The sequence below is a fragment of the Pseudomonas parafulva genome, from assembly GCF_002021815.1.
Lineage (GTDB): Bacteria > Pseudomonadota > Gammaproteobacteria > Pseudomonadales > Pseudomonadaceae > Aquipseudomonas > Aquipseudomonas parafulva_B.
Map to the genome: position 1 here is coordinate 2,832,887 of NZ_CP019952.1, position 21,492 is coordinate 2,854,378.

Consider the following 21,492-nt stretch of genomic DNA (forward strand, 5'->3'; position numbering starts at 1 on the left):
ACTATGAAACTGACACCCTTTGCTTTGCTGATTAGCCTCCTCCTGTTGCCGGCCCTGAGCCAGGCAGCCGGCAAGACCGTGTACGGTCTGAACGAATATGCTCGCCTGGGCGACCTCGACCTCGAAGTGGCGGCCAAGCTCGACACCGGGGCCAAGACAGCCTCGCTCAGCGCCCGCGACATCAAGCGTTTCAAGCGCAATGGCGAAAGCTGGGTGCGCTTCTACCTGGCCATCGATGCTGCCCATTCCCACCCCATCGAACGCCCGCTGGCGCGCGTGAGCAAGATCAAGCGCAGGGCGGGCGACTACGACGCCGAATCGGGCAAGGCCTACACCGCACGCCCCGTCATCGAGCTGGACATCTGCATGGGCCAGGCCAGGCGCACCATCGAAGTCAACCTCACCGATCGCAGCGCTTTCCAGTTCCCACTGTTGATCGGCTCGGAGGCTTTGAAGCATTTCGACGCCCTGGTCGACCCAAGCCTTAAATATGCGGCCGGCAAACCTGCCTGTGCCACCGACGCTCCCAAAGCAGAGTAATTCCGATGCGCTCTCTTACCCTCCATCTGAAAGTCCTGATCACCGTCCTGGTGTTGCTGGGCGTAGCGGTCACGGCTTATCAGATCTTCGTACTCGGCATCCCGGTGACCGAGGATGAAACGGACGATCTGTGGAACATCGATGCCAAGATCGAATTTGTGGCCAGCACCAAGGACCCGGTAAAGGTCCAGATGTTCGTGCCGCCCCTGAATCGGGATTACGTGAGCCTCAACGAAAGCTTCATTTCCAACAACTATGGTGTGAGCGTCAACCGCGCCGACGGCAACCGCAAGGTCACCTGGTCCGCGCGGCGCGCCAGCGGCAACCAGACCCTTTACTACCGGCTGGTGCTGACCAAGCGCTATAGCACCGAGAAAGCCAAGGTCAAGGGCCCGACCTTCCGCGACAGCCTCGCAGTAGAAGGCCCCGAGAAGATCGCCGCCGAAGCCTTGATGGCACCGATTCGTCAGCATTCGGCCGATGTCGAGACGTTCGTCAGCGAAACCATCAAGCGCGTCAACAACCTCAACGACGACAACGTCAAGCTGCTGCTGGCAGGCGATACCTCACCGATGAAGAAGGCGCAGGTCATTGACCTGCTGCTGTCCATTGCCCACGTGCCGATGGAGAAGGTGCACACGATCCGCCTGGTGGCCGACACCCCGCAAACCCCGGAACTGTGGCTGCGCAGCTTCAACGGCAACGACTGGCTGTATTTCAACCCCGAGACCGGTGAGCAAGGCCTGCCCAACGATCGGCTATTGTGGTGGACCGGGGATGACAACCTGATCACGGTCGATGGCGGCAAGCGGGCCAACGTCACCTTCAGCATGAACAACAGCGAGATGAACGCCATCCGCCTGGCCAAGCTGACAGACGAGAACACCGACGCCGACTTCCTCGAATACTCCCTGTATGGGCTGCCGCTGCAGACCCAGCAGACCTTCATGATCATGGTCATGATTCCCATCGGCGTGCTGGTGATTCTGGTGCTGCGCAACCTGATCGGCATCCAGACCCTGGGTACCTTCACACCGGTCCTGATCGCCCTGGCCTTCCGCGAAACACAGCTGGGCTTCGGGATCGTGCTGTTCACCGTCATCACCGCGCTGGGGCTATCGCTGCGCTCCTACCTCGAGCACCTGAAGCTGCAGATGCTGCCCCGCCTTTCGGTGGTGCTGACATTCGTCGTGGTATTGATTGCCGCCATCAGCCTGTTCAGCCACAAACTGGGCCTTGAGCGCGGCTTGTCGGTCGCGCTGTTCCCGATGGTGATCCTGACCATGACCATCGAACGCCTGTCGATCACCTGGGAAGAACGCGGCGGCGGTCATGCCATGAAAGTGGCCATCGGCACCTTGTTCGCCGCCTCTCTCGCGCACCTGCTGATGATGGTACCGGAGCTGGTCTACTTCGTGTTCACCTTCCCGGCCGTGCTGTTGATTCTGGTGGGCTTCATGCTGGCAATGGGTCGCTATCGCGGCTACCGCCTGACCGAGCTGGTCCGCTTCAAGGCATTCCTGAAGAAGGCGGACGCCTGATGTTCGGCCTGATCAAGACGTGGAAAGCCCTGGAGGCCCGGGGCATCATGGGTATCAATCGGCGCAATGCAGACTATGTACTCAAGTACAACAAGCGCCACCTGTACCCGATCGTCGACGACAAGATCATCACCAAGGAGCGCGCCCTGGCAGCCGGCATCCATGTGCCGGAAATGTACGGCGTCATCGAGACGGAAAAGCAGATCGAGAAGCTTGACGAGATCATCGGCGGGCGCAGCGACTTCGTGATCAAGCCGGCTCAGGGCGCCGGGGGTGATGGCATCATGGTCATCGCCGACCGTTTCGAAGACCGTTACCGGACGGTGTCCGGCAAGATCATCAGCCATGAGGAAATCGAGCACCAGATTTCCAGCATCCTCACCGGGCTGTACTCGCTCGGCGGCCATCGCGACCGCGCCCTGATCGAGTACCGCGTCACCCCGGACCAGATCTTCAAGAGCATCAGTTATGAAGGCGTACCGGACATCCGCATCATCGTCCTGATGGGCTACCCGGTCATGGCCATGCTGCGCCTGCCCACCCGCCAGTCCGGCGGCAAGGCCAACCTACACCAAGGCGCCATCGGTGTGGGCGTGGATTTGGCCACAGGCGTGACGCTGCGTGGCACTTGGCTGAACAACATCATCAGCAAGCATCCCGATACCACCAACGCAGTGGACGGCGTGCAGCTGCCGACCTGGGACGGGTTCATGAAGCTGGCCGCCGGCTGCTATGAGCTGTGCGGCCTGGGCTACATTGGCGTGGACATGGTGCTGGACCAGGAAAAAGGCCCACTGATCCTCGAGCTCAACGCTCGCCCAGGGCTGAATATCCAGATCGCCAACGATTGCGGCCTGACGCAACGCACCCATGCGATCGAGGCGCATCTTGAGGCACTGGCCAAAGAGGGTGTGACCGAAGATGCCGAGCAACGCGTGCGCGTTGCCCAAGGCCTGTTCGGCCACAGGCCCGGTCACTAAGGAGCGAGGTTGGCCACCAGCCCCGGCCAGATGAAGATGGCGAATGTCGCCCTGACGCTAGGCGCAATGCCTGCACCGGACTACAATCGCCGTCCTCGCTTTTAATCGCCGTCCCTACTGATGCCGACCTGCACGTTGTACGCCCTGCCCTACCAGCCTGACCCGGCTACCTACTTTTCCTGCTTGCGTGATGCTCCAGGCGCCATTTTGCTCGACAGCGCTCGCCCCGGCGCTGAACGCGGCCGCTTCGACCTGCTGAGCGCGTGGCCAGTACAGCAGTTGCAGGTGCTGGCGGACGAAACAGGGCGCGCCTTCCTGCAGCGGTTGCGCGCTGCGCTGGCTCGCTTGGGCGCTGCACATCTACCGCCAGAGAGCGAGCTGCCGTTTGCCGGTGGGTTGATCGGTTACCTGAGCTACGATTTTGGTCGTCGGCTGGAACACTTGCCGACCCAGGCGGTGGACGACCTCGGCCTGCCGGATGCCCAACTGGGCGTGTACGCATGGGCGTTGGTTACCGACCACGCCACCCGTACCAGCCAACTGGTGTTTCACCCAAGCCTGGGCCGTGAAGAGCGTGAGCGACTGGTGCGCCTGTTCGAGGGGTGTGAACCTCGGGCCAGCGGGGCTTTCAAGCTGCTCGCCCCAATGGCTGGTGACCTTGCGCCCAAGCAGTACCATGCAGCCTTCGAGCAGGTTCAACGCTACATCCAGGCAGGTGACTGCTACCAGATCAACCTGACCCAACGGTTTCGCGCTGCTTGCCAGGGCGATCCCTGGCGAGCTTATCAAGCCCTTCGCCAGGCATGCCCAACGCCCTTCTCCGGGTTCCAGCAATTGGCAGACGGCAGCGCCTTGTTGAGCTTCTCGCCCGAGCGGTTCATTCGGGTCAGCAAGGGTCATGTGGAAACCCGTCCGATCAAGGGCACCCGTGCGCGGGGTCACGATGCGGCCGAGGATGCGCGCAATGCCGAGCAACTGCAGCAAAGCCCCAAGGACCGGTCGGAAAACCTGATGATCGTGGACTTGTTGCGCAATGACTTGGGCCGCACGTGCGAGATTGGCTCCGTCAAAGTGCCTGAGCTGTTCAGCCTGGAAACCTACCCCAACGTGCACCATCTGGTCAGCAGCGTGACAGGCACGCTGGCGGCTGGCAGGGACGCACTGGATCTGATCGGCGACAGCTTTCCTGGCGGCTCGATCACCGGCGCGCCCAAGATCCGCGCGATGCAGATCATCGATGAGCTTGAACCCACTCGCCGAGCGCTTTACTGCGGATCGCTGCTGTATGTCGATGTACGCGGCGAGATGGACAGTTCCATCGCCATCCGCAGCCTGTTGATCAAGGACGGCCAGGTCAGTTGCTGGGGCGGTGGCGCCGTGGTGGCCGACTCCGAATGGCAGGCCGAGTACGAGGAGTCAATTGCCAAAGTGCGGGTGCTGATGCAGACCTTGCAGGGGCTTTGAAAGCTGGCTTACCCGTGAACCGCTGAACGCAGCTTGGCGTGCCCCGCAACCAGGATGGGTTTTTTGTTACCATTGCCTCACTACGAGCGCCCAGCGCCACAGCCAAGATGGAAACCGCCTGATGAGCCAACCTTTCGACGTCGCTGCCCTGGCAGCGGCTTACGCGGACAAATCCCCACAGGACATTCTCAAGCTTGCCTTCGAGCACTTCGGCGACGATCTGTGGATCTCCTTCAGCGGTGCCGAAGATGTGGTACTGGTGGACATGGCCTGGAAGCTTAACAAACAGGTCAAAGTATTCAGCCTCGACACCGGGCGCTTGCATCCGGAGACCTATCGCTTCATCGATCAGGTGCGCGAGCAGTACAACCTGCCCATCGAAATCCTCAGCCCCGATCGCAGCAAGCTCGACCCGTTCGTCAAAGACAAAGGCCTGTTCAGCTTCTACCGTGACGGCCACGGCGAGTGCTGCGGCATCCGCAAGATCGAGCCCCTGCGCCGCAAGCTTGCGACCGTCAGTGCCTGGGCCACGGGGCAGCGCCGCGACCAGAGCCCCGGCACGCGTAGCCAGGTCGCAGCCCTGGAGATCGACACCGGCTTCTCCACCCCGGAGCGCACGCTCTACAAGTTCAACCCTCTGGCTCAGATGAGCAGCGAAGAAGTCTGGGGCTACATCCGCATGCTCGAGCTGCCCTACAACAGCCTGCATGAGCGCGGTTTCATCAGCATCGGTTGCGAGCCCTGCACGCGCCCTGTGCTACCTAATCAGCACGAGCGCGAAGGCCGCTGGTGGTGGGAAGAGTCGACCCAGAAGGAATGCGGCCTGCACGCCGGCAACCTGATCACCAAGGCCTGAAACGCGGGCGATACCTTTGAAAAGGGCCGCGTGGCGGCCCTTGCGTCCGAGGATCAGTGCACCGGTAACTCGACACCTTCGAACAATGCCTCCAGCTCCTGCTTGTTGTGACACTGGATGGCCTTGGCCATCACTTCACGGGTCAGGTGCGGCGCAAACTTCTCGATGAAGTCGCACATGAACCCGCGCAGGAAAGTGCCACGCCGGAAGCCGATCTTGGTGATGCTGGCTTCGAACAGTTCGCTGGCGTCCAGGGCTACCAGGTCACCGTCCAGCTTGGCGTCAACTGCCATGCCTGCAACGATGCCCACGCCCAAACCGAGGCGGACGTACGTCTTGATCACGTCCGCGTCCGCCGCCGTGAACACCACCTTGGGCGTCAGGCCGCGGTTGCTGAAAGCTTCGTCCAGCTTGGAGCGCCCAGTAAAGCCGAACACATAGGTAACGATGGGATATTCGGCCACCGCTTCGAGGGTCAGCTTGGGAAGCTTGGCCAATGGATGGCCCTGCGGAACCACCACGCAACGGTTCCACTTGTAGCACGGCATCATGATCAGGTCGCCGAACAGCTCGAGCGCTTCTGTGGCGATGGCGAAATCCACCGTACCGTCTGCGGCCATCTCGGCGATCTGCATCGGGGAGCCCTGATGCATGTGCAAGGACACTTCCGGGTACTGCTTGATGAAGCCACTGATCACCGGAGGCAAAGCGTAGCGAGCCTGGGTGTGGGTGGTGGCGATGGAGAGCGTGCCCTTTTTCTCGTTGGAAAACTCCTGGGCGATCTGCTTGATGCTCTCGACCTTGCGCAGGATTTCGCCAGCGGTGTTGATGATGCGCTCCCCTGCTGGGGTCACACGCGTCAGGTGCTTGCCGCTACGCGCAAATACCTCGACGCCCAACTCGTCTTCGAGCAGTCGGATCTGCTTGCTGATCCCCGGCTGCGAGGTATACAGGCTTTGTGCTGTCGCAGAGACGTTGAGGTCATGGTGCGCTACTTCCCAGATGTAGCGCAGTTGTTGAAGCTTCATATGGTTCCCTCAGTTCAGCGTGGGTCAGCGGCAGCGGGCAGCGGGCAGCGACGATATATAACTATATTAGTGGTAATCGTAATAAATCTAGAACTATTTTGTTACACCGCCCGGAATATTCCCACAGCGTGATTCAGCCTTTCCTACGACCTAGATGCTGTGCCAAGGGGACCATATAGACCGGTACAGGCGAGAGCTGGAGCAATCTGACCGCCGTCCTACCCAAGGGCACGTCCACGCCCGCCCCGGCGCTGTGACTGCCGAAGACAAGCAGGTCGACGCTCAGGCGCTGGGCCTGATCCAGGATGACTTGCGCAGGGTCGCCCTGGCGCACGCGCACCGCCTTGAGCACCGCCAGATCGGCTTGCTCCCCCAGCTCCTCACGAAAATTTTCCAGTACACGCTGCTCGATGTTGGCCATTACCGTACCCACACCCTGGCTGTGCAGCTGGTCCAGGGTGTGTTCGTCCAGGTAACTTTGCAGGAGGGATTCGGCAAACTGGCCCATCGGTTCGACCGCATGAATGACGTACAACTCGGCACCGAATGTGCGCGCCAACGCAAGCGCATGCTGCATCACGAATGGCGCATAGACGCCGAGGTCTGTGGCGTACAGCAGAGAGCGGATCATTCGACCTCCTCGACTGCCATGGCGGCAGGGCAAACTTGAGCTTAGCAGCGCATCGGCGCCTCGCTTGCCCAGCCCGGCGCATGACTGCGCCTAGAGCATGGCCCCTTCACTGTTTTTACCGAGGAACCTCAGCGACTGGTACAACATCTCCATGCGGGGCAAATGGCAACCCGCGGACTGGGCGCGGGCCAGAGGCGCTGCATAGATGGCCTCTGTCTCTAGAGGTCGATGATGAACGTGGTCGTGGTACATGCTGGGCCAGTAATCAGGCATGCGCTCGGTCATGCTCAGCAGTTGCTGAGCATAGCCTGCGGGCATGGCATGACCACAAGCGACAGCGCCCACCATCACCTCCTCCATCAAGGCTTGCACCAGCGTGCGGGCATGGCTGTCGCCCAGCAGCTGGGCAGTGCTGGCGCCGAGCAACACTGACAGGCCGTTAAAAGGCACGTTCCACACCAACTTTTGCCACCGGGCGCCAGCCAGATCAGGCATGCCCACAGAACTCACCCCCGCAGCCTGGAACAATGAAACCCCCTGCTCCACCAGGCGGCGCCCGCCATCGTCACCAGGACCACTGTGATAACCCACGTTCACGGTACCCAACGCCTGATGGCGAATCACTCCGGGTGTCTGGCGGTCGGCGCAGACGAAGCACAACCCGCCAAGCAGGTGCATATCAGCCCGCAGTAACGGGCGCAGTTGCGCTTCGACATCCAGTCCGTTCTGCAGTAGCACCACTTTCGCATCCGGTGCACCGGCCTGCACGATCAATGGCGCCAGTTGCGGGTTGCCGGTGGCTTTGGCGCCTATCAATAGCCAATCGCAGGGTGGCATTTGCGCGGCGTCGGCGTAGCAATTTACTTTGGCGTGCAGCCGACCATGGACAGCGCTCTGGACGGTCAGCCCGTGATGACTGACCGCTTCATACTCGCTTCTGAGCAAAAAGTGCACATCGAAGCCGGCCTTTGCCAGCAGCAGCCCGTAAAAGCCGCCTATGGCACCGCTGCCGATGATGCCAATCCGGGGGTTGCGCGCGTGCATGCGGTTCTCCTTCTCATGTCAGCCTGCTTATTACACCGGTTGGGCACCTTCGCGCAGATCGATGCTCGCCGTCGACCCCTGCTACCGGGAAAAACCCCGCCTGCACGGGGCAATGCCCATTGTGGCGCAAACGCTAACGCGCTAAGGTTCGGCTCCCCGCTGCGATTATTCTTGCTGCTGGGCCGCACGGGGATAGCTGGCGGCCGGCACCCGTGACCTGACGAGTAACACGATGGCTGATTTACCGATCGATGACTTGAACGTTGCATCCAACGAGACGCTGATCACCCCCGACCAGCTCAAGAAGGAAATCCCCCTTAGCGCCCAGGCCCTGCAGACCGTGACTGCTGGCCGAGACGTGGTGCGCAATATTCTCGATGGCAAGGATCACCGCCTGTTCGTCGTGGTCGGCCCCTGCTCCATCCACGACATCAAGGCCGCGCATGAATACGCAGCGCGCCTGAAGGCCCTGGCCGAAGAAGTGTCCGACACGCTGTACCTGGTCATGCGGGTATATTTTGAAAAACCGCGTACCACCGTGGGCTGGAAGGGCCTGATCAACGACCCATATCTGGACGACTCCTTCAAGATCCAGGATGGTTTGCATATCGGTCGCAAGCTGCTGCTGGACCTCGCCGAAATGGGCTTGCCCACGGCCACTGAGGCACTGGATCCGATTTCCCCGCAATACCTGCAGGATCTGATCAGCTGGTCAGCCATCGGTGCCCGTACCACCGAGTCGCAGACCCACCGCGAAATGGCCTCTGGCCTGTCGTCGGCCGTCGGCTTCAAGAACGGTACCGACGGCGGCTTGACCGTCGCTATCAACGCCCTGCAGTCGGTGTCCAAGCCGCACCGGTTCCTGGGGATCAACCAGGAAGGTGGCGTCTCCATCGTGACCACCAAGGGTAACCCCTACGGGCATGTCGTGCTTCGCGGCGGTAATGGCAAACCCAACTACGACTCGGTCAGCGTCGCCCTGTGCGAACAAGACCTGGCCAAGGCCAAGATCAAGGCCAACATCATGGTCGATTGCAGCCATGCCAACTCCAACAAGGACCCGGCCTTGCAACCGCTGGTGATGGAAAACGTGGCGAACCAGATTCTGGAGGGCAACCAATCGATTATCGGGTTGATGGTCGAGAGCCACCTGAACTGGGGCTGCCAATCCATTCCCAAGGACTTGTCCCAGCTGCAGTATGGCGTTTCGGTGACGGACGCCTGCATCGACTGGTCGGCGACCGAGAAGACGCTGCGCAGCATGCGCGCGAAGTTGAAGGACGTCCTCCCTCAGCGCAATCGCGCCTGAGACCTTTGGGGGCCGTTCAGGCCCTAATGTTCAAAGCAGCGATCACACCTTGCTGGCGTGACGCTGCTGACGCTCCATGTAACGCTCCACGTACGAGCAGGACGGTATCACCGTGTAGCCCATCTGCTCGGCATATTGCAGCGCGCGCTCGGTAAGGGCAGCTGCGATCCCACGCCCGCGCAAGGCGTTGGGTACGAAGGTGCGGTAGATGTCCAGCGTCTGCTTACCCAAGTCCATGTAGGTCAGATAGGCACGATGACCGTCCACATTGGTCTCGAACTGATGACCCGCCTGGTCATGGTGGATGGTCAGCGCTTCGCTCATCACTACTCCTCGCGGGCCTTTTTGGCAGACCCATAGCCTAACCGATGGTCAATACCCGGCACACTTGGCACATGCATCGTCTATTGCGCGTTGGACCGCTGGACGTCTGCGTTCGTTCGGGTTTTCTGTAGACCCACATACTAGGCGCTTACCGAAGGATTACTCAAGTAAAGCGCTCGGATGAAAGCCAGCCATTAACGGCTTACGCTGTTAAGTGTGACATTGACAGTGCCGGCAAATCATGTAGGACTAAGACGCGCAAAGACAGTAGAAGTCACCCTTAGTTCAACATGAAAGTTGCCGTTAGTGCAGAGTTACCCTGCTGGCTCGGGGCGATGAGCCGCGCCCCTCGGCTGGCGCAGAAACTGCGCACTGTTTTTTTTTGCAGTTCTTGCGTTCAGTCAGTTTACTTACTACAAGTAATGGGTACTATGTACGCCGGCCAGTTTCTCTTTTCTGAGAGATGGCTCATTAATAGAAAGTCCTTGAAGGGGAACACGATGAACAACGTTCTGAAATTCTCTGCTCTGGCTCTGGCCGCAGTTCTGGCTACCGGTTGCAGCAGCGTCTCCAAAGAAACCGAAGCTCGCCTGACTGCAACTGAAGACGCAGCAGCCCGCGCACAAGCTCGTGCCGATGAAGCCTACCGCAAGGCTGACGACGCACTGGCAGCCGCTCAGAAAGCTCAGCAGACCGCTGACGAAGCCAATGAGCGCGCACTGCGCATGCTGGACAAAGCCAGCCGCAAATAATAGTCCCTTGGGGCTGTTATGAAGCCGACCCCTTTGGGGTCGGCTTTTTTTTGCGATTTTTTGACACCGAGGCGCGATTGCGCACTACGTTGCCGTCAACGCAGTTCGCAGAGAGGGTTACTGTATCTCCTCGGGAAGCGTCGAGACCATGGGCGTAGCGCTCTGATTGTCGACGGGCACGGCAATCTCCACCGGCATGCCATCTTCGGCAGCCACGACGTCGCGGACCATGTCCCAGTTCATGCGCAGGTTATTGGCCAGGTCTTCACGCTTGAGCAACGCGTTGATGACCGCCGTATGCTTGTCGACCACCGACGGATTGCCCTGATCATCCAGCGGCGTGTGGGCTTCGAGGTATACCTTGCCCCCGCTCAACCCGAACTTGTACGGTTCGTTGATGATGCGAACAGGAGTGCCCACCGGCACCATGCCCGACAGTTCCAGTACGTTGTTGTTGAGCATGCGGAAGCAGCCATGGCTGGTACGCATGCCGATCCCGAATTTCTTGTTTGAGCCATGGATCAAGTAACCCGGTACACCCAGGGTGAACTTGAAGGGCCCAAGCGGGTTGTCCGGGCCTGCTGGAACCACGGCAGGCAAGATGTCGCCATCGGCTGCATGCTCGGCCCGGATCGACGCCGGCGGCGTCCAGGTAGGGTTTGGCGTCTTGGCGATGATCTTGGTATTGGCAATCGGCGAGCCCCAGCCTTCGCGACCGATCCCCAACGGGAAGGTGTGCACCACATTCTCGCCTTTGGGGTAGTAATACAAGCGGTACTCGGCAAGGTTGATGACGATACCTTCACGAGGACCCGGTGGCAGGATGTAGCGCGTGGGCAAGATGATTTCGGTGCCTGCGCCAGGCAGCCAGGGATCGACACCCGGGTTGGCGGCGATCATCTCCAGATAGCCCAGGTCATTGGCCGTACCGATATCGGCGAATGTATCTTCGTACTTGGCCTTGATCACATGCACCTGACCGACGATGTCGTCCCCAGGTGGCGGCAGTGGCAACTCCAGTGCGACAGCGGGCCCCGCTACCAGCAAGGCGGCCAGGGACAGGCTACGAGTGACGGCGGGAAAGCGCGGCGACATCCGGTAAATCCTTTGGGAGGTGGGACGAAAGGCATGATTGTACACCCCCACCCCAGACAGCGGGAGGCATCCTGAGCCGGACGCGGTTACAGATGATGAAAGGTGCGCGCCTCAGACCGCCTGCAATTGTGGCCAGACCGGTCGCATGCCTCGCCGCTGCGCATCGAGAATGGCGCGGCACAGCTCGCACAGCCGGGTATCGCGATAGATGGTGCGTGGCACGCCGGACCAGCGAGGGTGCGCAGGCAACAGCCCCCCGCACAATGTTCTGTCCACCGGCACGCCGAGTTCGAGCTGCCGCGCGACCAGGTGAACGCGACTTTCCTGGCAGGCGAACAGGTCAAGCTGTTCGTCGGGCTCGATCAATTGGTAGGCGAAAAGGGACCAGGCAGGGCGCGGCATCGGGGGTACTCGGAACGGGGGGCGCAACATTAGCCCAAACCCGCCCTCGTTTAAAGCGTCAGAGCAAGGGTTTGAGCGCCGGCCAGGCGTTTTCCAGCAGCCGCTGCTGGGCGCCCTGGGCAGGATGGATGCCGTCTGCCTGCATCAACTCAGGAACGCCGCCAACCCCTTCCAGGAAAAACGGCACCAGTGCTACCTGCTTGTCCTTGGCCAACCCCTTGTACACCTCGGCGAAAGCAGTGGTATAGCGGACGCCATAGTTGGGAGGCAACTGCATGCCCAGCAGCAAGACCTTGGCACCTGCCTGGCGCGACTGATCGATCATCGCGGCAAGGTTCTGTCGCAGTTGCGCTGGCGGCTGGCCGCGCAACCCATCGTTGCCCCCCAACTCCAGCACCACCACCTCGGGCGTGTGCGCCGCCAGCAACGCTGGCAGCCGCGCTTGCCCGCCGGCACTGGTGTCGCCACTGATCGAGGCGTTGACCACCTTGTCGTCGAAACCTTCCTGACGCAGGCGGGTCTGCAACAAGGATGCCCAACCTTCGCGGGTATCCAGGCCAAAACCTGCGCTGATACTATCACCGACAATCAGCACCGTTCCCGCAGTCGCGCTCTGGGCCAGGCAATACAGGGCCAGACCGGCACTCATCAACCACATTCGCATCGGATTCTCCATGGGCCCCAGCATGCTCGTTGCGCAGCACCTTAGCAAAGTGGTCACCAGCGCGGAAGGTGAACTTACCATCCTGCACCCCATGTCGCTGGCGCTGGCCGAAGGGGACAGCCTTGCCATCGTCGGCGCCTCAGGTTCAGGCAAATCGACCCTGCTTGGGCTGCTGGCCGGGCTCGATCAGCCCAGCCAAGGTTCGGTGACGCTCGCCGGGCACGACCTAGGCGTGCTCGATGAGGACCAGCGGGCCCGCATCCGGGCCGAGCACGTGGGCTTTGTGTTCCAGTCGTTTCAGTTGCTCGACAGCCTCAATGCGCTGGAAAACGTGATGTTGCCGTTGGAACTGCATGGTCGCGCAGACGCGCGCGATCACGCGCGCACCTTGCTCGAACGCGTAGGGTTAGGGCAACGGCTTACCCATACGCCGCGGCAGCTGTCGGGCGGTGAGCAACAGCGGGTGGCTCTTGCCCGTGCTTTTGCTGCTCAGCCCGCCGTACTGTTTGCCGACGAACCGACGGGCAACCTCGACAGCCATACGGGCGAGCGCATCAGCGACCTGCTGTTCGAACTCAATCAGGAGCGCGGCACTACCTTGATCCTTGTGACCCATGACGAGCGGCTGGCTCGCCGTTGCCACCGCCATATCCGCCTGGATGCGGGCCAGTTGGTCAGCCCCTTGGAGGCCGGATGAAGGGCATGCCGGCGGCGCGCCTGCTGGGGCTGGCCTGGCGACAGCTGCTGCGCGATCTTCGGGCCAGCGAAGTGCGGGTATTGTTCTTTTCGCTCCTGGTCGCCGTGGCGGCCAGTACCGCCATCGGGTATTTCGGCGCCCGGCTCAATGCCGCCATGCAATTGCGTGCCAGTGAGTTCCTGGGCGCTGACCTGGTACTGCAGGGCAGCGCCCCGGCCGCGGCGCCACAGATTGCAATCGGCGAGGCTTTGGGGCTGCATCACGCGCAGGTGGTCGAGTTCACCAGCGTGGTGGGCGCAGATAACGGTATCCAACTCGCGGGGGTCAAGGCCGCCGATAACGCCTACCCATTGCGCGGCCAGGTGCGCAGCGCCGCCGAGCCTTATGCCGAGGAAAAACCAGGCGGCGGGCCGGCAGCCGGCGAGGTGTGGGTAGAACCACGGCTGCTGGCGGCATTGGGCATGAACATCGGCGACAGCATCGATGTGGGCATGAAGGCCCTGCGCATGAGCCGCGTGCTGACCTATGAACCGGACCGGGCAAACAACTTCTATAGCTTGACCCCACGGGTGATGATGAACCTGGCGGACCTGCCAGCGACCGGCGTGGTGCAACCCGGCAGCCGCGTGACATACCGTGACCTGTGGAGCGGCCCTGCCGAGGCATTGGCGCAATACCGCGCCAGCGTCGAGAACACGCTTTCGGCCAGCCAGCGGTTGCGCGACACCCGCGATGGCAACCAGCAGATCGGCGGCGCATTGGGCAAAGCCGAGCGTTACCTGAACCTGGCCAGCCTCGTTGCAGTATTGCTGGCCGGTGTCGCCGTGGCGCTGTCTGCCAGTCGCTATGCCGCCAGGCGCCTGGACGCCAGCGCCCTGCTGCGTTGCCTGGGCCTGTCGCGGCGCCAGGCGCTGCTTCTGTACAGCCTGCAGCTGGCCATGCTCGGGCTTGCAGCTGCGATCGTGGGCGCCGCAGTGGGCTGGCTTGCGCAGCTGGGTTTGTTCAAGCTGCTGCACGGATTACTGCCCAGCGACGTACCGCCAGGGAGCCTGTGGCCGGCCTTGGCTGGCGTCGCCACGGGGCTGGTCGCGCTGGCAGGCTTTGCTCTGCCGCCGATTGCAGCCTTGGGTAAAGTGCCCCCGTTGCGGGTGCTGCGTCGTGACCTGCTCCCTGTACCTCCCAGTAGCTGGCTGGTCTACGGTGCAGCCCTGTTCGCCCTGGGGCTTATCATGTGGCGATTGAGCCTTGACCTGCTGCTCACCTTCGCACTCCTGGCAGGCGGCCTGGCGGCAGCCCTGGTGCTGGGCGGGTTGCTGTGGCTGGGTTTGCGCAGCCTGCGTCGACTCCTGTCAGGGGCGCCGCTGGCCTGGCGCCTGGGGCTGGGGCAGTTGCTTCGCCACCCCACGGCCGCCGCCGGGCAGGCCTTGGCTTTCGGGCTGATCCTGCTCGCCATGGGCCTGGTCGCGCTGCTGCGTGCGGAGCTGCTCGACACTTGGCAGGCACAGCTGCCTGAAGATGCCCCGAATCATTTCGCACTCAATATTCTGCCTGACGACCAGGACCGCTTCGCCCAACAGCTCAAACAGATCAACGCCGCTGCGGCTCCCCTGTACCCGGTCACACCTGGGCGGCTGATCGAGATCAACCAGCAGCCGGTCCAACAGATCGTCACGAAGGACTCTGCAGGCGAACGCGCCGTACAACGGGACCTGAGCCTGACATGGGCGGCGCAGTTGCCTGACGGCAATCAATTGACCGGTGGTCATTGGTGGCAAGGATCACCAAGCGATGACGATGTGCCTGGCGTATCGGTGGAGGCCCAGCTCGCCGAAAGCCTTCAGCTGAAACTGGGGGACAGGCTCACGTTCGATATTGGGGGCCAGCAGCGCCAGGCCAAGGTGACCAGTCTGCGCAGCGTTCACTGGGACAGCTTTCAGCCCAATTTCTACATGATCTTCCAACCCGGTACGTTGCAAGGGCTGCCTACCACCTATCTGACGAGTTTTTACCTCGCATCCGGGCATGATCAGGAAATCGTCGCCCTGTCACGCGCATTTCCTGCGGTGACCATCCTTCAGGTCGATGCATTGCTCGCCCAGCTACGCAGCATACTTGCTCAGGTCACGCTGGCTGTAGAGTACGTGCTGCTGTTCGTACTGGCCGCAGGAATGGCCGTTTTGTTCGCAGGCCTTCAAGCCACCTTGGATGAGCGCATTCGTCAAGGTGCACTGTTGCGTGCCCTGGGGGCCCAACGCCAATTGCTGACCAAGACACGGCGCATCGAATTCGGCTTGCTGGGAGCACTGAGCGGTTTGCTGGCGGCGCTGGGGTGCGAACTGATCACCTTCGTCTTGTATCACTACGCTTTCGCACTGCCGTGGAGCCTGCACCCGTGGTTGCTGCTGATGCCCGTTGCAGGCGCGCTGCTGGTCGGCTGCGCGGGTGTGCTCGGCACTCGCCGCGCACTAAACGCCTCACCGCTGGCGGTCCTGCGTGAAGGGTGAAGCCAGGACGGTTCTGCGTGACGCAGGACCGTCTTGGCGACATGCCAGGCTTACAGCGAGCAGCTGCCCAGGCCGTGCTTCTCCAAATACCGCTGCTGGTCCTGGTCAGCCAACTGAAAGTCACCCAATGGCAAGATGACGGTCGCCACTGGCTTGCTCACTTTCCCTGAGGCTTCCAAGTATTGCTTGGCGGCTTGTGCCAGTTCAGCCTGAGCAGGGTTACTCACGAAGAGCGCAGAGCGATATTTGACGCCAATATCCGTGCCCTGACGGTCGACCGACGTAGGATCATGCAGCCCCCAGAAATGCCCAACCAGTTGGCTGTACGACGTCAGGCCTGGATCGAAGTCGACCTGGACCACCTCGATCATGTCAGCCTCCCCTTGGGCCGATCGCGCAAAGCCCACTCGGCTGTCTACTACACCCGGCAAAGCCCGGAAGGCCGCTTCGGCGCCCCAGAAGCAGCCCGCACCAAAAGTCGCCTGCTCCACACGTTGCTGTGGTTGTCTGTCCGTCATGGTGTGATGCCCTCTGGCTCAATCGCGAAGTGTGTATGAAGTTGTTCGATATGTTCAGGGCCGATACCACAGCACCCGCCTATGATCGTGGCGCCTGCGGCGACCCAGTTTCTGGCCCAGTCCAGGTAGGGCTCAGGCCCGAGGTCTGCACGGATGTCCAGTAACGTAGTGTTGGCCTCGGCCTCTTGCGACACAGGCGGGAAAGCGTTGGCATAAACCCCCAGCTCCACACGCTGCTCAATACCGCCAAGGACGGCCTGAGCCTGCTCCAACGCAGCCCCCATGACCTCAGGCTGACTGCAATTGAACAGCACTGACTTGGCTCCGACCGAGAGGGCGCAGCGCACGCCATCAGCCACCGACTCCCCTGAACGCAAACGTGGCGCGTGATCGGCATCATCGATCAGCGTATAGGACACCCACAGCGGCTTGGAACGCTCACCCAGCGCCTGGGCAGCGGCCTGCACTTCGGCCGTTGAGCTTTGCGTTTCAGCCAGCCATACGTCTACATGCTCTTGCAGCCCTGCAATCAGCTCCTGATGGATGGCCACAGAAGCCTGATGGTCGAACAGGTCGGGTCGATAAGACCCGAGCGCCGGCGGCAGCGAGCCGGCGACGCGTACAGGGACAGCGCTTTGCGAAGCCGCTTGGCGAGCAAGCCGCCCTGCGCGATCGGCAAGCGCTCGCCCCTGCTCGGCGAAGCGCGTCTGGCCTAGGTGAAAAGGCACCACAGCATAACTGTTGGTCGTCACGACCCGCGCGCCGGCCCTTATGAACGCCTCGTGCGCCTGGAGCACGTGCTCTGGGGACTCGATCAGCGCGAGCGCTGACCATTCCGGTTGCCTGAAAGGCGCTCCGCTGCGCTTGAGTTCCCGCCCCATTCCGCCGTCAAGCAGGTGAATCGGACTCTGGCTCATTGGGCTTGGCCCTGTGCGGGAGCTGCGGCCAGCCATTGATCGACGGTGGCCTGATGATCCTGGATCCAAGCCTTGGCTGCGACATCAGCAGGTACCTGTTCCTTTTCGATCTTCAGTATCAACGCATTGAGATCGCTGGGGTCAATGGCGAAATTGTGCAGGAACGCTGCGACCTTCGGCGCGCGTTTTTGCAGCCCAGCGGATGCAAGCACATAGACCTTGGCATCGGGGAACGCGCAGGTGATCTTGCTCTTGTTCAGCCAATCGGCGTCTACTGTAGGGCTTATGAACTTCCAGCATCCATCGGCCTTGTAAAGCGGATCACCCTTCTTGTTGTCCTGGGCATAGCCGTCAAACGCCGGCTCTTCCAGGCGCCGCAGGTCGAATGCCGAAAACACCCAATCGGGCGTGTAGGCGTAGAACACCACACCGCGCTGCGCTTTGTAGGCTGACGCCAGCTTGGCGTACGTCACCGAGGCCTCGGTCGAGATCGCTTCGAACTTGTCGGCAAAGCCGTAATCCTTGGCCTTGATCTGGCCAATGTAGGTGGACTCCCAACCCGCAGGGCCCACCAGCAATTGCGCCTGGCCACCGCCCAACGGCTCGAACAGCTTGGCCACTTCAGGCTTGTTGAGATCGTAGATGGACTTGACGCCGTATTTGTCCTGCAGGTAACCCGGGATGTAGAAGCCCTGAACACCGCTGTAGGGATGGGCATTGGGTACCAAGGACTTGGTCCCACCGCTGACGTACTTGGCCCAGGCCGCCGACTGGTTCGGCAGCCAGATGTCGGTCAGCACGTCAACCGAGCCATCCCCTTTTGCCGCAGCGCTCAATAGCACAGGCACATCGCCTGCCAGGTAAGAAACTTCGCCATCCAGACGGCTCTGAATGACTTCGCCCAGGATGTGTTGAATGGCAATCGCGCCGGTCCAGTTCTGCTCACCGATGACGATCGATTCCTTCGCCGATGCTGCTGCAGGCAAGATAAGGGAAACCAGCAGTGCGGCGGTCCCCAGTTTGCTGGGCAGGTGTCTGTTCATGTGGGTTCTCGCTGTGTTCAGGTACGAAGAGGGTCTTGCTGGCGCAAGCTCGATTGAATGATCCGGTCGGGTATGAGCGCGCACAGCACTATCGCCACGCCTGCCAGCACGCCCTCCCCGCCTTTGATGTTGCGCAGCGCAGTCATGACGTCGTAGCCCAGCCCACCAGCGCCGATCAGCGCGGCGACCACGACCATCGACAGGCTCATGACGATGGTCTGATTGATACCCAGCAACAGTGACCGGCGTGCCAACGGCAACTCCACCTTGAGCAGCGCTTGCCAAGGGCTTGCGCCATGGGCGAGCGCTGCCTCGACGGTTTCCTTGGGTACTTCCTGGATGCCCAGCGATGTCAGACGGATCATCGGCGCCAGGGCGAAAACCACCGTGGCGATCACGGCCGGGGTCTTGCCTACCGAGAAAAAGGCCACTGCAGGGATCAGATAAACGAACGTTGGCAGCGTTTGCATCACATCCAGTAGCGGTGTGACCAGCCGTCGCACCCGCGCGCGCTTGGCCAGCAGGATCCCGGTCGGAACGCCGATGAGCAATGCAATCAATACCGAAGAGCCGACCAGCGCCAAGGTGGAGACAGTGCGCTCCCAGAAGCCGAACAGACCGATGTACAAGACTGCCGCAGTGCTGGTCAGCGCAAGCGTCGTTCCAGCCGAGCGCCAAGCCAGAAGTACCAGCGCCAAGGCAGGAACGGGCCAAGGCAGCCAGCCCAGCCCACTCTCGATACCGTCGATGACGCCGCGTACGATGTAGATGACCCCGATGAAAGCACGCTCGAAGTTCACCTGCGACCATGCGATGAACTGGTCAATGCTCTGGGCCACCTGCAACATCAGCTGGCGGTCAGCCGGAAACTGCTGCAAAACGTGACCTGTCTCGGGTGCAAACACACGCCAGATCACCAGCACCTGACTCACCATCAGTACTGCAAGCGGCACCGCCCAGCCTGACTCGGAGAGCGACACCGGTTGGCGACTCAACGAGGCCGCTATGATTCGGTTCGTCACGAATACGGCCAGGGCCGCCAGGGCTGCCAACGTCGATGAACCGACGATGCTCTGGGCCAATACCGCAAGCGCTGCGAGTTCAGTGGCCAAGCAGAGCCAGAAGGCGCCGCCTCTGCCGGCGGCGGCCAGCGCCGCAGGCCCCATCAACAGGGCTTGCCAGCGGCCAACGACGGTGCGGCCAGGCATTGCTCGGGGGTTTTCTTTCGGAGCCGCAGGGGCGACGGAACGTGCGCGCGGCATGACCTTGGTGTGGTCCTGAAAGAAGTCGGCCACTTCGCTGTCGGCCGGTGCTTCCAGCAATTGCGCTGGGGTACCGACCTGAACGAGGCGACCTTGGCGCATGATCGCGATCCTATCACCCAGGCGCAGGGCCTCTGCGGGGTCATGCGTAACCAACAAGGTGGTAATACCGCGCTCACGGACTAACGCCATGAAGTGATTTTGCAGGTCTCGTCGAATGGTAGGATCGAGCGCGCTGAAGGGCTCGTCCATCAGCAGGATGTCCGGTTCGCTCACCAAAGCCCGCGCCAGGCCGACCCGCTGCTGCATGCCGCCGGACAGCTGGTGGGGATAATGCTCGGCCCAGCCCTCCAGCCCGACTGCGCGTAGCTGCACCTTGGCCGCTGCATGACGAACCGCCTCTGGGGTACCCCGCAATTCCAATGGCAATGCGATATTGTCCAGGACGGTGCGGTGGGGTAACAGCCCGAAGTGCTGGAAGACCATGCCGATACGCCGGGACCGCAACGCTCGCAGCGCCCTTGCGTCCAGGTTGCCGATGGCCTGACCATCGACCAGGACTTCGCCACTGGAGGGCTTTATCAGGCGGTTGATGTGCCGAAGTAACGTGGACTTTCCGCTGCCGGATGTGCCCATCAAGCACAGCACCTCTCCCCGCCGCACTTCCAAATTGACCTGATCGACAGCGGGCAACACGGATGCGCCGCCAGGATAAGCCTTGGTAACGCCCCTGAACTCAAGGGCAGCATCGACGCCACGCCCTCTGTCGTTGTCAGGACGAGCGATAACGTGGCGAGACGGAAGGGGCTTCTCGGCCAAGGCACTCTGATTGATTGTCACGGGGGACTCCGAGCATGAAACCACTGTTGCAAGCAGGCGCTGGCTTCAGGGGGTGAGATGGATTAAGCCGCAAGCCTGCGACCTGAATGATCGAGCGGCTGCAAGCTGATCGGCGAACGCAGCGAATCGCGCCGATCGAGTTAAATCTAATCGATCTTAAAAATCTTTTATAAATATCTTTTTGGAATTAGCTTAGGCGCAGGCCCAGGCTTGCGCCAAGCCTATTTGCGTTGGTTGCAAGCGCACCCAATGGGAAGGTCGCCAAGCGTGACGTGCCTGGCGCTTGAAGGGTCGAGAAGCCTCGCAGATCACCAGGCTTTCGAATCAAGACCGCGCATTGTTCAACGGCGGTAAACGGCTACCTGAAGAGGCATTGAAGACTAGGCGGCCTTGCAACCGAGGCTGCGCATCAGATCGCGGGTTGCGTCGAGAAAGACGTCGTTGATCGCCTCGACACACTCTGGCGTCAAGCGGCTTGAAGGGCCTGACAGCACCAATGCACCGACCAATTCATCACCTGCCCCGTAGACGGGAAAGGCTACCGAAGCCGCATGCGGGTCCGTGGCCCCCATCGAGAAGAACGGCTGCTGCATGGTGATGCCGCTGGCAAACGGTGTGCGCAATGCCTGGGCGCCGGCAGCATCGTCCATCGGACGCATATCGCCAGGTTGAACGTGCATGCGTAGACGATGGGGGGAATTCACCCGGTACTGACACATGCGGTAGGCCCCGTGGCGCACGTAGAACGACGCCGTTTCACCCGTACGCTCGGCCAGAAGGTGCAGCCTGGGCATCACGTGCCGCTCCAGATCGATACCCTCTTCGTACACGGCGTTAAGTCGCATCACTTCACTGGCCAGTTGATAGCGACCGTCGGCCATGCGGTTGACATAGCCGTGATTCTCAAGCGAAACCATCAGGCGCATGATGGTACTTTTGATCAGCCCGGTGCGCTCGACAAGCTCGACAAGCGTCAGCGCCGTGTCACCCACCTGAAACGCAGAAAGCACCGTCAGCACGCGGTCGGCCGAAGCCACTCCATTAACCGCTGGACGCGGCCGGACATTTACCATCGAAAGTT

At 61.4% G+C, this 21,492-nt stretch carries 21 protein-coding genes; 9 read left to right on the forward strand and 12 right to left on the reverse strand.

Translation table 11 applies throughout. The features are described from left to right. Positions 1-3 precede the first annotated feature (3 nt). The 5 genes from B2J77_RS12730 (at position 4) to B2J77_RS12750 (ending at position 5,381) form a co-directional block, all read left to right on the forward strand. Positions 4-540 carry an ATP-dependent zinc protease gene (locus tag B2J77_RS12730; protein WP_058603812.1) on the forward strand — a complete coding sequence of 179 codons (537 nt, stop codon included), beginning with the start codon at positions 4-6 and terminating at the stop codon, positions 538-540. Positions 541-545: 5 nt separating this feature from the next. Next, positions 546-2,081 (forward strand): inactive transglutaminase family protein, encoded by a 1,536-nt coding sequence (locus B2J77_RS12735; protein ID WP_027914607.1) that lies wholly within the window; start codon positions 546-548, stop codon positions 2,079-2,081. Further along, the gene (locus tag B2J77_RS12740) at positions 2,081-3,061 is read left to right on the forward strand and encodes an alpha-L-glutamate ligase-like protein (RefSeq protein ID WP_023536214.1); all 981 of its coding nucleotides are present in this window, start codon (positions 2,081-2,083) and stop codon (positions 3,059-3,061) included. The genes B2J77_RS12735 and B2J77_RS12740 overlap by 1 nt, the downstream gene beginning before the upstream one ends. Positions 3,062-3,181: 120 nt before the next feature. Next, positions 3,182-4,525 (forward strand): aminodeoxychorismate synthase component I, encoded by a 1,344-nt coding sequence (gene pabB / locus B2J77_RS12745; RefSeq protein WP_058637393.1) that lies wholly within the window; start codon positions 3,182-3,184, stop codon positions 4,523-4,525. 121 nt (positions 4,526-4,646) lie between these two features. Further along, on the forward strand, positions 4,647-5,381 hold the full coding sequence (locus B2J77_RS12750; RefSeq protein WP_058637394.1) for a phosphoadenylyl-sulfate reductase: 735 nt from the start codon (positions 4,647-4,649) through the stop codon (positions 5,379-5,381). A gap of 53 nt (positions 5,382-5,434) precedes the next feature. Here B2J77_RS12750 and cysB read toward each other — a convergent pair whose 3' ends face one another. The 3 genes from cysB to B2J77_RS12765 form a co-directional block, all read right to left on the reverse strand. Continuing rightward, entirely contained in the window at positions 5,435-6,409 is a 975-nt protein-coding gene (gene cysB, locus B2J77_RS12755; protein ID WP_023536044.1) for an HTH-type transcriptional regulator CysB, read from the reverse strand. A gap of 133 nt (positions 6,410-6,542) precedes the next feature. Continuing rightward, positions 6,543-7,040, reverse strand: a complete 498-nt coding sequence (locus tag B2J77_RS12760) for a universal stress protein (RefSeq protein ID WP_058603808.1) — start codon at positions 7,038-7,040, stop codon at positions 6,543-6,545. 90 nt (positions 7,041-7,130) lie between these two features. Next, complete coding sequence (locus tag B2J77_RS12765; protein WP_058637395.1) at positions 7,131-8,084, reverse strand: putative 2-dehydropantoate 2-reductase; 954 nt, start codon at positions 8,082-8,084, stop codon at positions 7,131-7,133. Positions 8,085-8,316: 232 nt separating this feature from the next. On the opposite strand from B2J77_RS12765, the gene B2J77_RS12770 reads away from it, so the two are divergent. Further along, entirely contained in the window at positions 8,317-9,393 is a 1,077-nt protein-coding gene (locus B2J77_RS12770) for a 3-deoxy-7-phosphoheptulonate synthase (RefSeq protein ID WP_058603806.1), read from the forward strand. Between the two features lie 42 nt (positions 9,394-9,435). Here the strand turns inward: B2J77_RS12770 and B2J77_RS12775 are convergent, their stop codons facing one another. Beyond that, positions 9,436-9,717 carry a GNAT family N-acetyltransferase gene (locus B2J77_RS12775; RefSeq protein WP_023536046.1) on the reverse strand — a complete coding sequence of 94 codons (282 nt, stop codon included), beginning with the start codon at positions 9,715-9,717 and terminating at the stop codon, positions 9,436-9,438. Positions 9,718-10,217: 500 nt separating this feature from the next. On the opposite strand from B2J77_RS12775, the gene oprI reads away from it, so the two are divergent. Further along, positions 10,218-10,469: an outer membrane lipoprotei OprI gene (oprI, locus tag B2J77_RS12780; RefSeq protein WP_003259780.1), complete on the forward strand. Its 252-nt coding sequence runs from the start codon at positions 10,218-10,220 to the stop codon at positions 10,467-10,469. Positions 10,470-10,586: 117 nt separating this feature from the next. Here oprI and B2J77_RS12785 read toward each other — a convergent pair whose 3' ends face one another. From B2J77_RS12785 to B2J77_RS12795, 3 genes are all read right to left on the reverse strand, one after another. After that, positions 10,587-11,564: a L,D-transpeptidase family protein gene (locus tag B2J77_RS12785; protein WP_078478787.1), complete on the reverse strand. Its 978-nt coding sequence runs from the start codon at positions 11,562-11,564 to the stop codon at positions 10,587-10,589. A gap of 111 nt (positions 11,565-11,675) precedes the next feature. Continuing rightward, positions 11,676-11,966, reverse strand: coding sequence for a hypothetical protein (locus B2J77_RS12790; RefSeq protein WP_058603804.1), 291 nt, complete (start codon positions 11,964-11,966; stop codon positions 11,676-11,678). Between the two features lie 58 nt (positions 11,967-12,024). Then, the gene (locus B2J77_RS12795) at positions 12,025-12,630 is read right to left on the reverse strand and encodes an arylesterase (RefSeq protein WP_058637397.1); all 606 of its coding nucleotides are present in this window, start codon (positions 12,628-12,630) and stop codon (positions 12,025-12,027) included. 10 nt (positions 12,631-12,640) lie between these two features. Between B2J77_RS12795 and B2J77_RS12800 the strand changes: the two genes are divergently transcribed. Together B2J77_RS12800 and B2J77_RS12805 are read left to right on the forward strand one after the other, a co-directional pair. After that, positions 12,641-13,327 carry an ABC transporter ATP-binding protein gene (locus B2J77_RS12800; RefSeq protein WP_058637398.1) on the forward strand — a complete coding sequence of 229 codons (687 nt, stop codon included), beginning with the start codon at positions 12,641-12,643 and terminating at the stop codon, positions 13,325-13,327. Further along, positions 13,324-15,831, forward strand: coding sequence for an ABC transporter permease (locus B2J77_RS12805; protein WP_078478788.1), 2,508 nt, complete (start codon positions 13,324-13,326; stop codon positions 15,829-15,831). Before B2J77_RS12800 ends, B2J77_RS12805 begins: the two co-directional genes overlap by 4 nt. Positions 15,832-15,881: 50 nt before the next feature. Here the strand turns inward: B2J77_RS12805 and msrA are convergent, their stop codons facing one another. From msrA to B2J77_RS12830, 5 genes are all read right to left on the reverse strand, one after another. Next, on the reverse strand, positions 15,882-16,349 hold the full coding sequence (gene msrA / locus B2J77_RS12810; protein ID WP_078478789.1) for a peptide-methionine (S)-S-oxide reductase MsrA: 468 nt from the start codon (positions 16,347-16,349) through the stop codon (positions 15,882-15,884). Continuing rightward, a complete protein-coding gene (locus B2J77_RS12815; RefSeq protein ID WP_078478790.1) occupies positions 16,346-17,266 on the reverse strand; it encodes a homocysteine S-methyltransferase family protein in 921 nt (306 codons plus the stop codon). The genes msrA and B2J77_RS12815 overlap by 4 nt, the downstream gene beginning before the upstream one ends. Beyond that, complete coding sequence (locus B2J77_RS12820) at positions 17,263-18,309, reverse strand: glycine betaine ABC transporter substrate-binding protein (RefSeq protein WP_058637402.1); 1,047 nt, start codon at positions 18,307-18,309, stop codon at positions 17,263-17,265. Before B2J77_RS12820 ends, B2J77_RS12815 begins: the two co-directional genes overlap by 4 nt. Before the next feature lie 17 nt (positions 18,310-18,326). Next, entirely contained in the window at positions 18,327-20,357 is a 2,031-nt protein-coding gene (locus B2J77_RS12825; protein ID WP_392527249.1) for an ATP-binding cassette domain-containing protein, read from the reverse strand. Positions 20,358-20,791: 434 nt separating this feature from the next. Continuing rightward, positions 20,792-21,484 carry an IclR family transcriptional regulator gene (locus B2J77_RS12830; RefSeq protein WP_078478792.1) on the reverse strand — a complete coding sequence of 231 codons (693 nt, stop codon included), beginning with the start codon at positions 21,482-21,484 and terminating at the stop codon, positions 20,792-20,794. Positions 21,485-21,492: the final 8 nt, after the last annotated feature.

What these genes read in the sequence shown, in the direction of transcription:
- B2J77_RS12730 (WP_058603812.1), top strand. Translation starts at nt 4, where the DNA reads ATGAAACTGACACCCTTTGCTTTGCTGATTAGCCTCCTCCTGTTGCCG.
- B2J77_RS12735 (WP_027914607.1), top strand. Translation starts at nt 546, where the DNA reads ATGCGCTCTCTTACCCTCCATCTGAAAGTCCTGATCACCGTCCTGGTG.
- B2J77_RS12740 (WP_023536214.1), top strand. Translation starts at nt 2,081, where the DNA reads ATGTTCGGCCTGATCAAGACGTGGAAAGCCCTGGAGGCCCGGGGCATC.
- pabB (WP_058637393.1), top strand. Translation starts at nt 3,182, where the DNA reads ATGCCGACCTGCACGTTGTACGCCCTGCCCTACCAGCCTGACCCGGCT.
- B2J77_RS12750 (WP_058637394.1), top strand. Translation starts at nt 4,647, where the DNA reads ATGAGCCAACCTTTCGACGTCGCTGCCCTGGCAGCGGCTTACGCGGAC.
- cysB (WP_023536044.1), bottom strand. Translation starts at nt 6,409, where the DNA reads ATGAAGCTTCAACAACTGCGCTACATCTGGGAAGTAGCGCACCATGAC.
- B2J77_RS12760 (WP_058603808.1), bottom strand. Translation starts at nt 7,040, where the DNA reads ATGATCCGCTCTCTGCTGTACGCCACAGACCTCGGCGTCTATGCGCCA.
- B2J77_RS12765 (WP_058637395.1), bottom strand. Translation starts at nt 8,084, where the DNA reads ATGCACGCGCGCAACCCCCGGATTGGCATCATCGGCAGCGGTGCCATA.
- B2J77_RS12770 (WP_058603806.1), top strand. Translation starts at nt 8,317, where the DNA reads ATGGCTGATTTACCGATCGATGACTTGAACGTTGCATCCAACGAGACG.
- B2J77_RS12775 (WP_023536046.1), bottom strand. Translation starts at nt 9,717, where the DNA reads ATGAGCGAAGCGCTGACCATCCACCATGACCAGGCGGGTCATCAGTTC.
- oprI (WP_003259780.1), top strand. Translation starts at nt 10,218, where the DNA reads ATGAACAACGTTCTGAAATTCTCTGCTCTGGCTCTGGCCGCAGTTCTG.
- B2J77_RS12785 (WP_078478787.1), bottom strand. Translation starts at nt 11,564, where the DNA reads ATGTCGCCGCGCTTTCCCGCCGTCACTCGTAGCCTGTCCCTGGCCGCC.
- B2J77_RS12790 (WP_058603804.1), bottom strand. Translation starts at nt 11,966, where the DNA reads ATGCCGCGCCCTGCCTGGTCCCTTTTCGCCTACCAATTGATCGAGCCC.
- B2J77_RS12795 (WP_058637397.1), bottom strand. Translation starts at nt 12,630, where the DNA reads ATGCGAATGTGGTTGATGAGTGCCGGTCTGGCCCTGTATTGCCTGGCC.
- B2J77_RS12800 (WP_058637398.1), top strand. Translation starts at nt 12,641, where the DNA reads ATGGGCCCCAGCATGCTCGTTGCGCAGCACCTTAGCAAAGTGGTCACC.
- B2J77_RS12805 (WP_078478788.1), top strand. Translation starts at nt 13,324, where the DNA reads ATGAAGGGCATGCCGGCGGCGCGCCTGCTGGGGCTGGCCTGGCGACAG.
- msrA (WP_078478789.1), bottom strand. Translation starts at nt 16,349, where the DNA reads ATGACGGACAGACAACCACAGCAACGTGTGGAGCAGGCGACTTTTGGT.
- B2J77_RS12815 (WP_078478790.1), bottom strand. Translation starts at nt 17,266, where the DNA reads ATGAGCCAGAGTCCGATTCACCTGCTTGACGGCGGAATGGGGCGGGAA.
- B2J77_RS12820 (WP_058637402.1), bottom strand. Translation starts at nt 18,309, where the DNA reads ATGAACAGACACCTGCCCAGCAAACTGGGGACCGCCGCACTGCTGGTT.
- B2J77_RS12830 (WP_078478792.1), bottom strand. Translation starts at nt 21,484, where the DNA reads ATGGTAAATGTCCGGCCGCGTCCAGCGGTTAATGGAGTGGCTTCGGCC.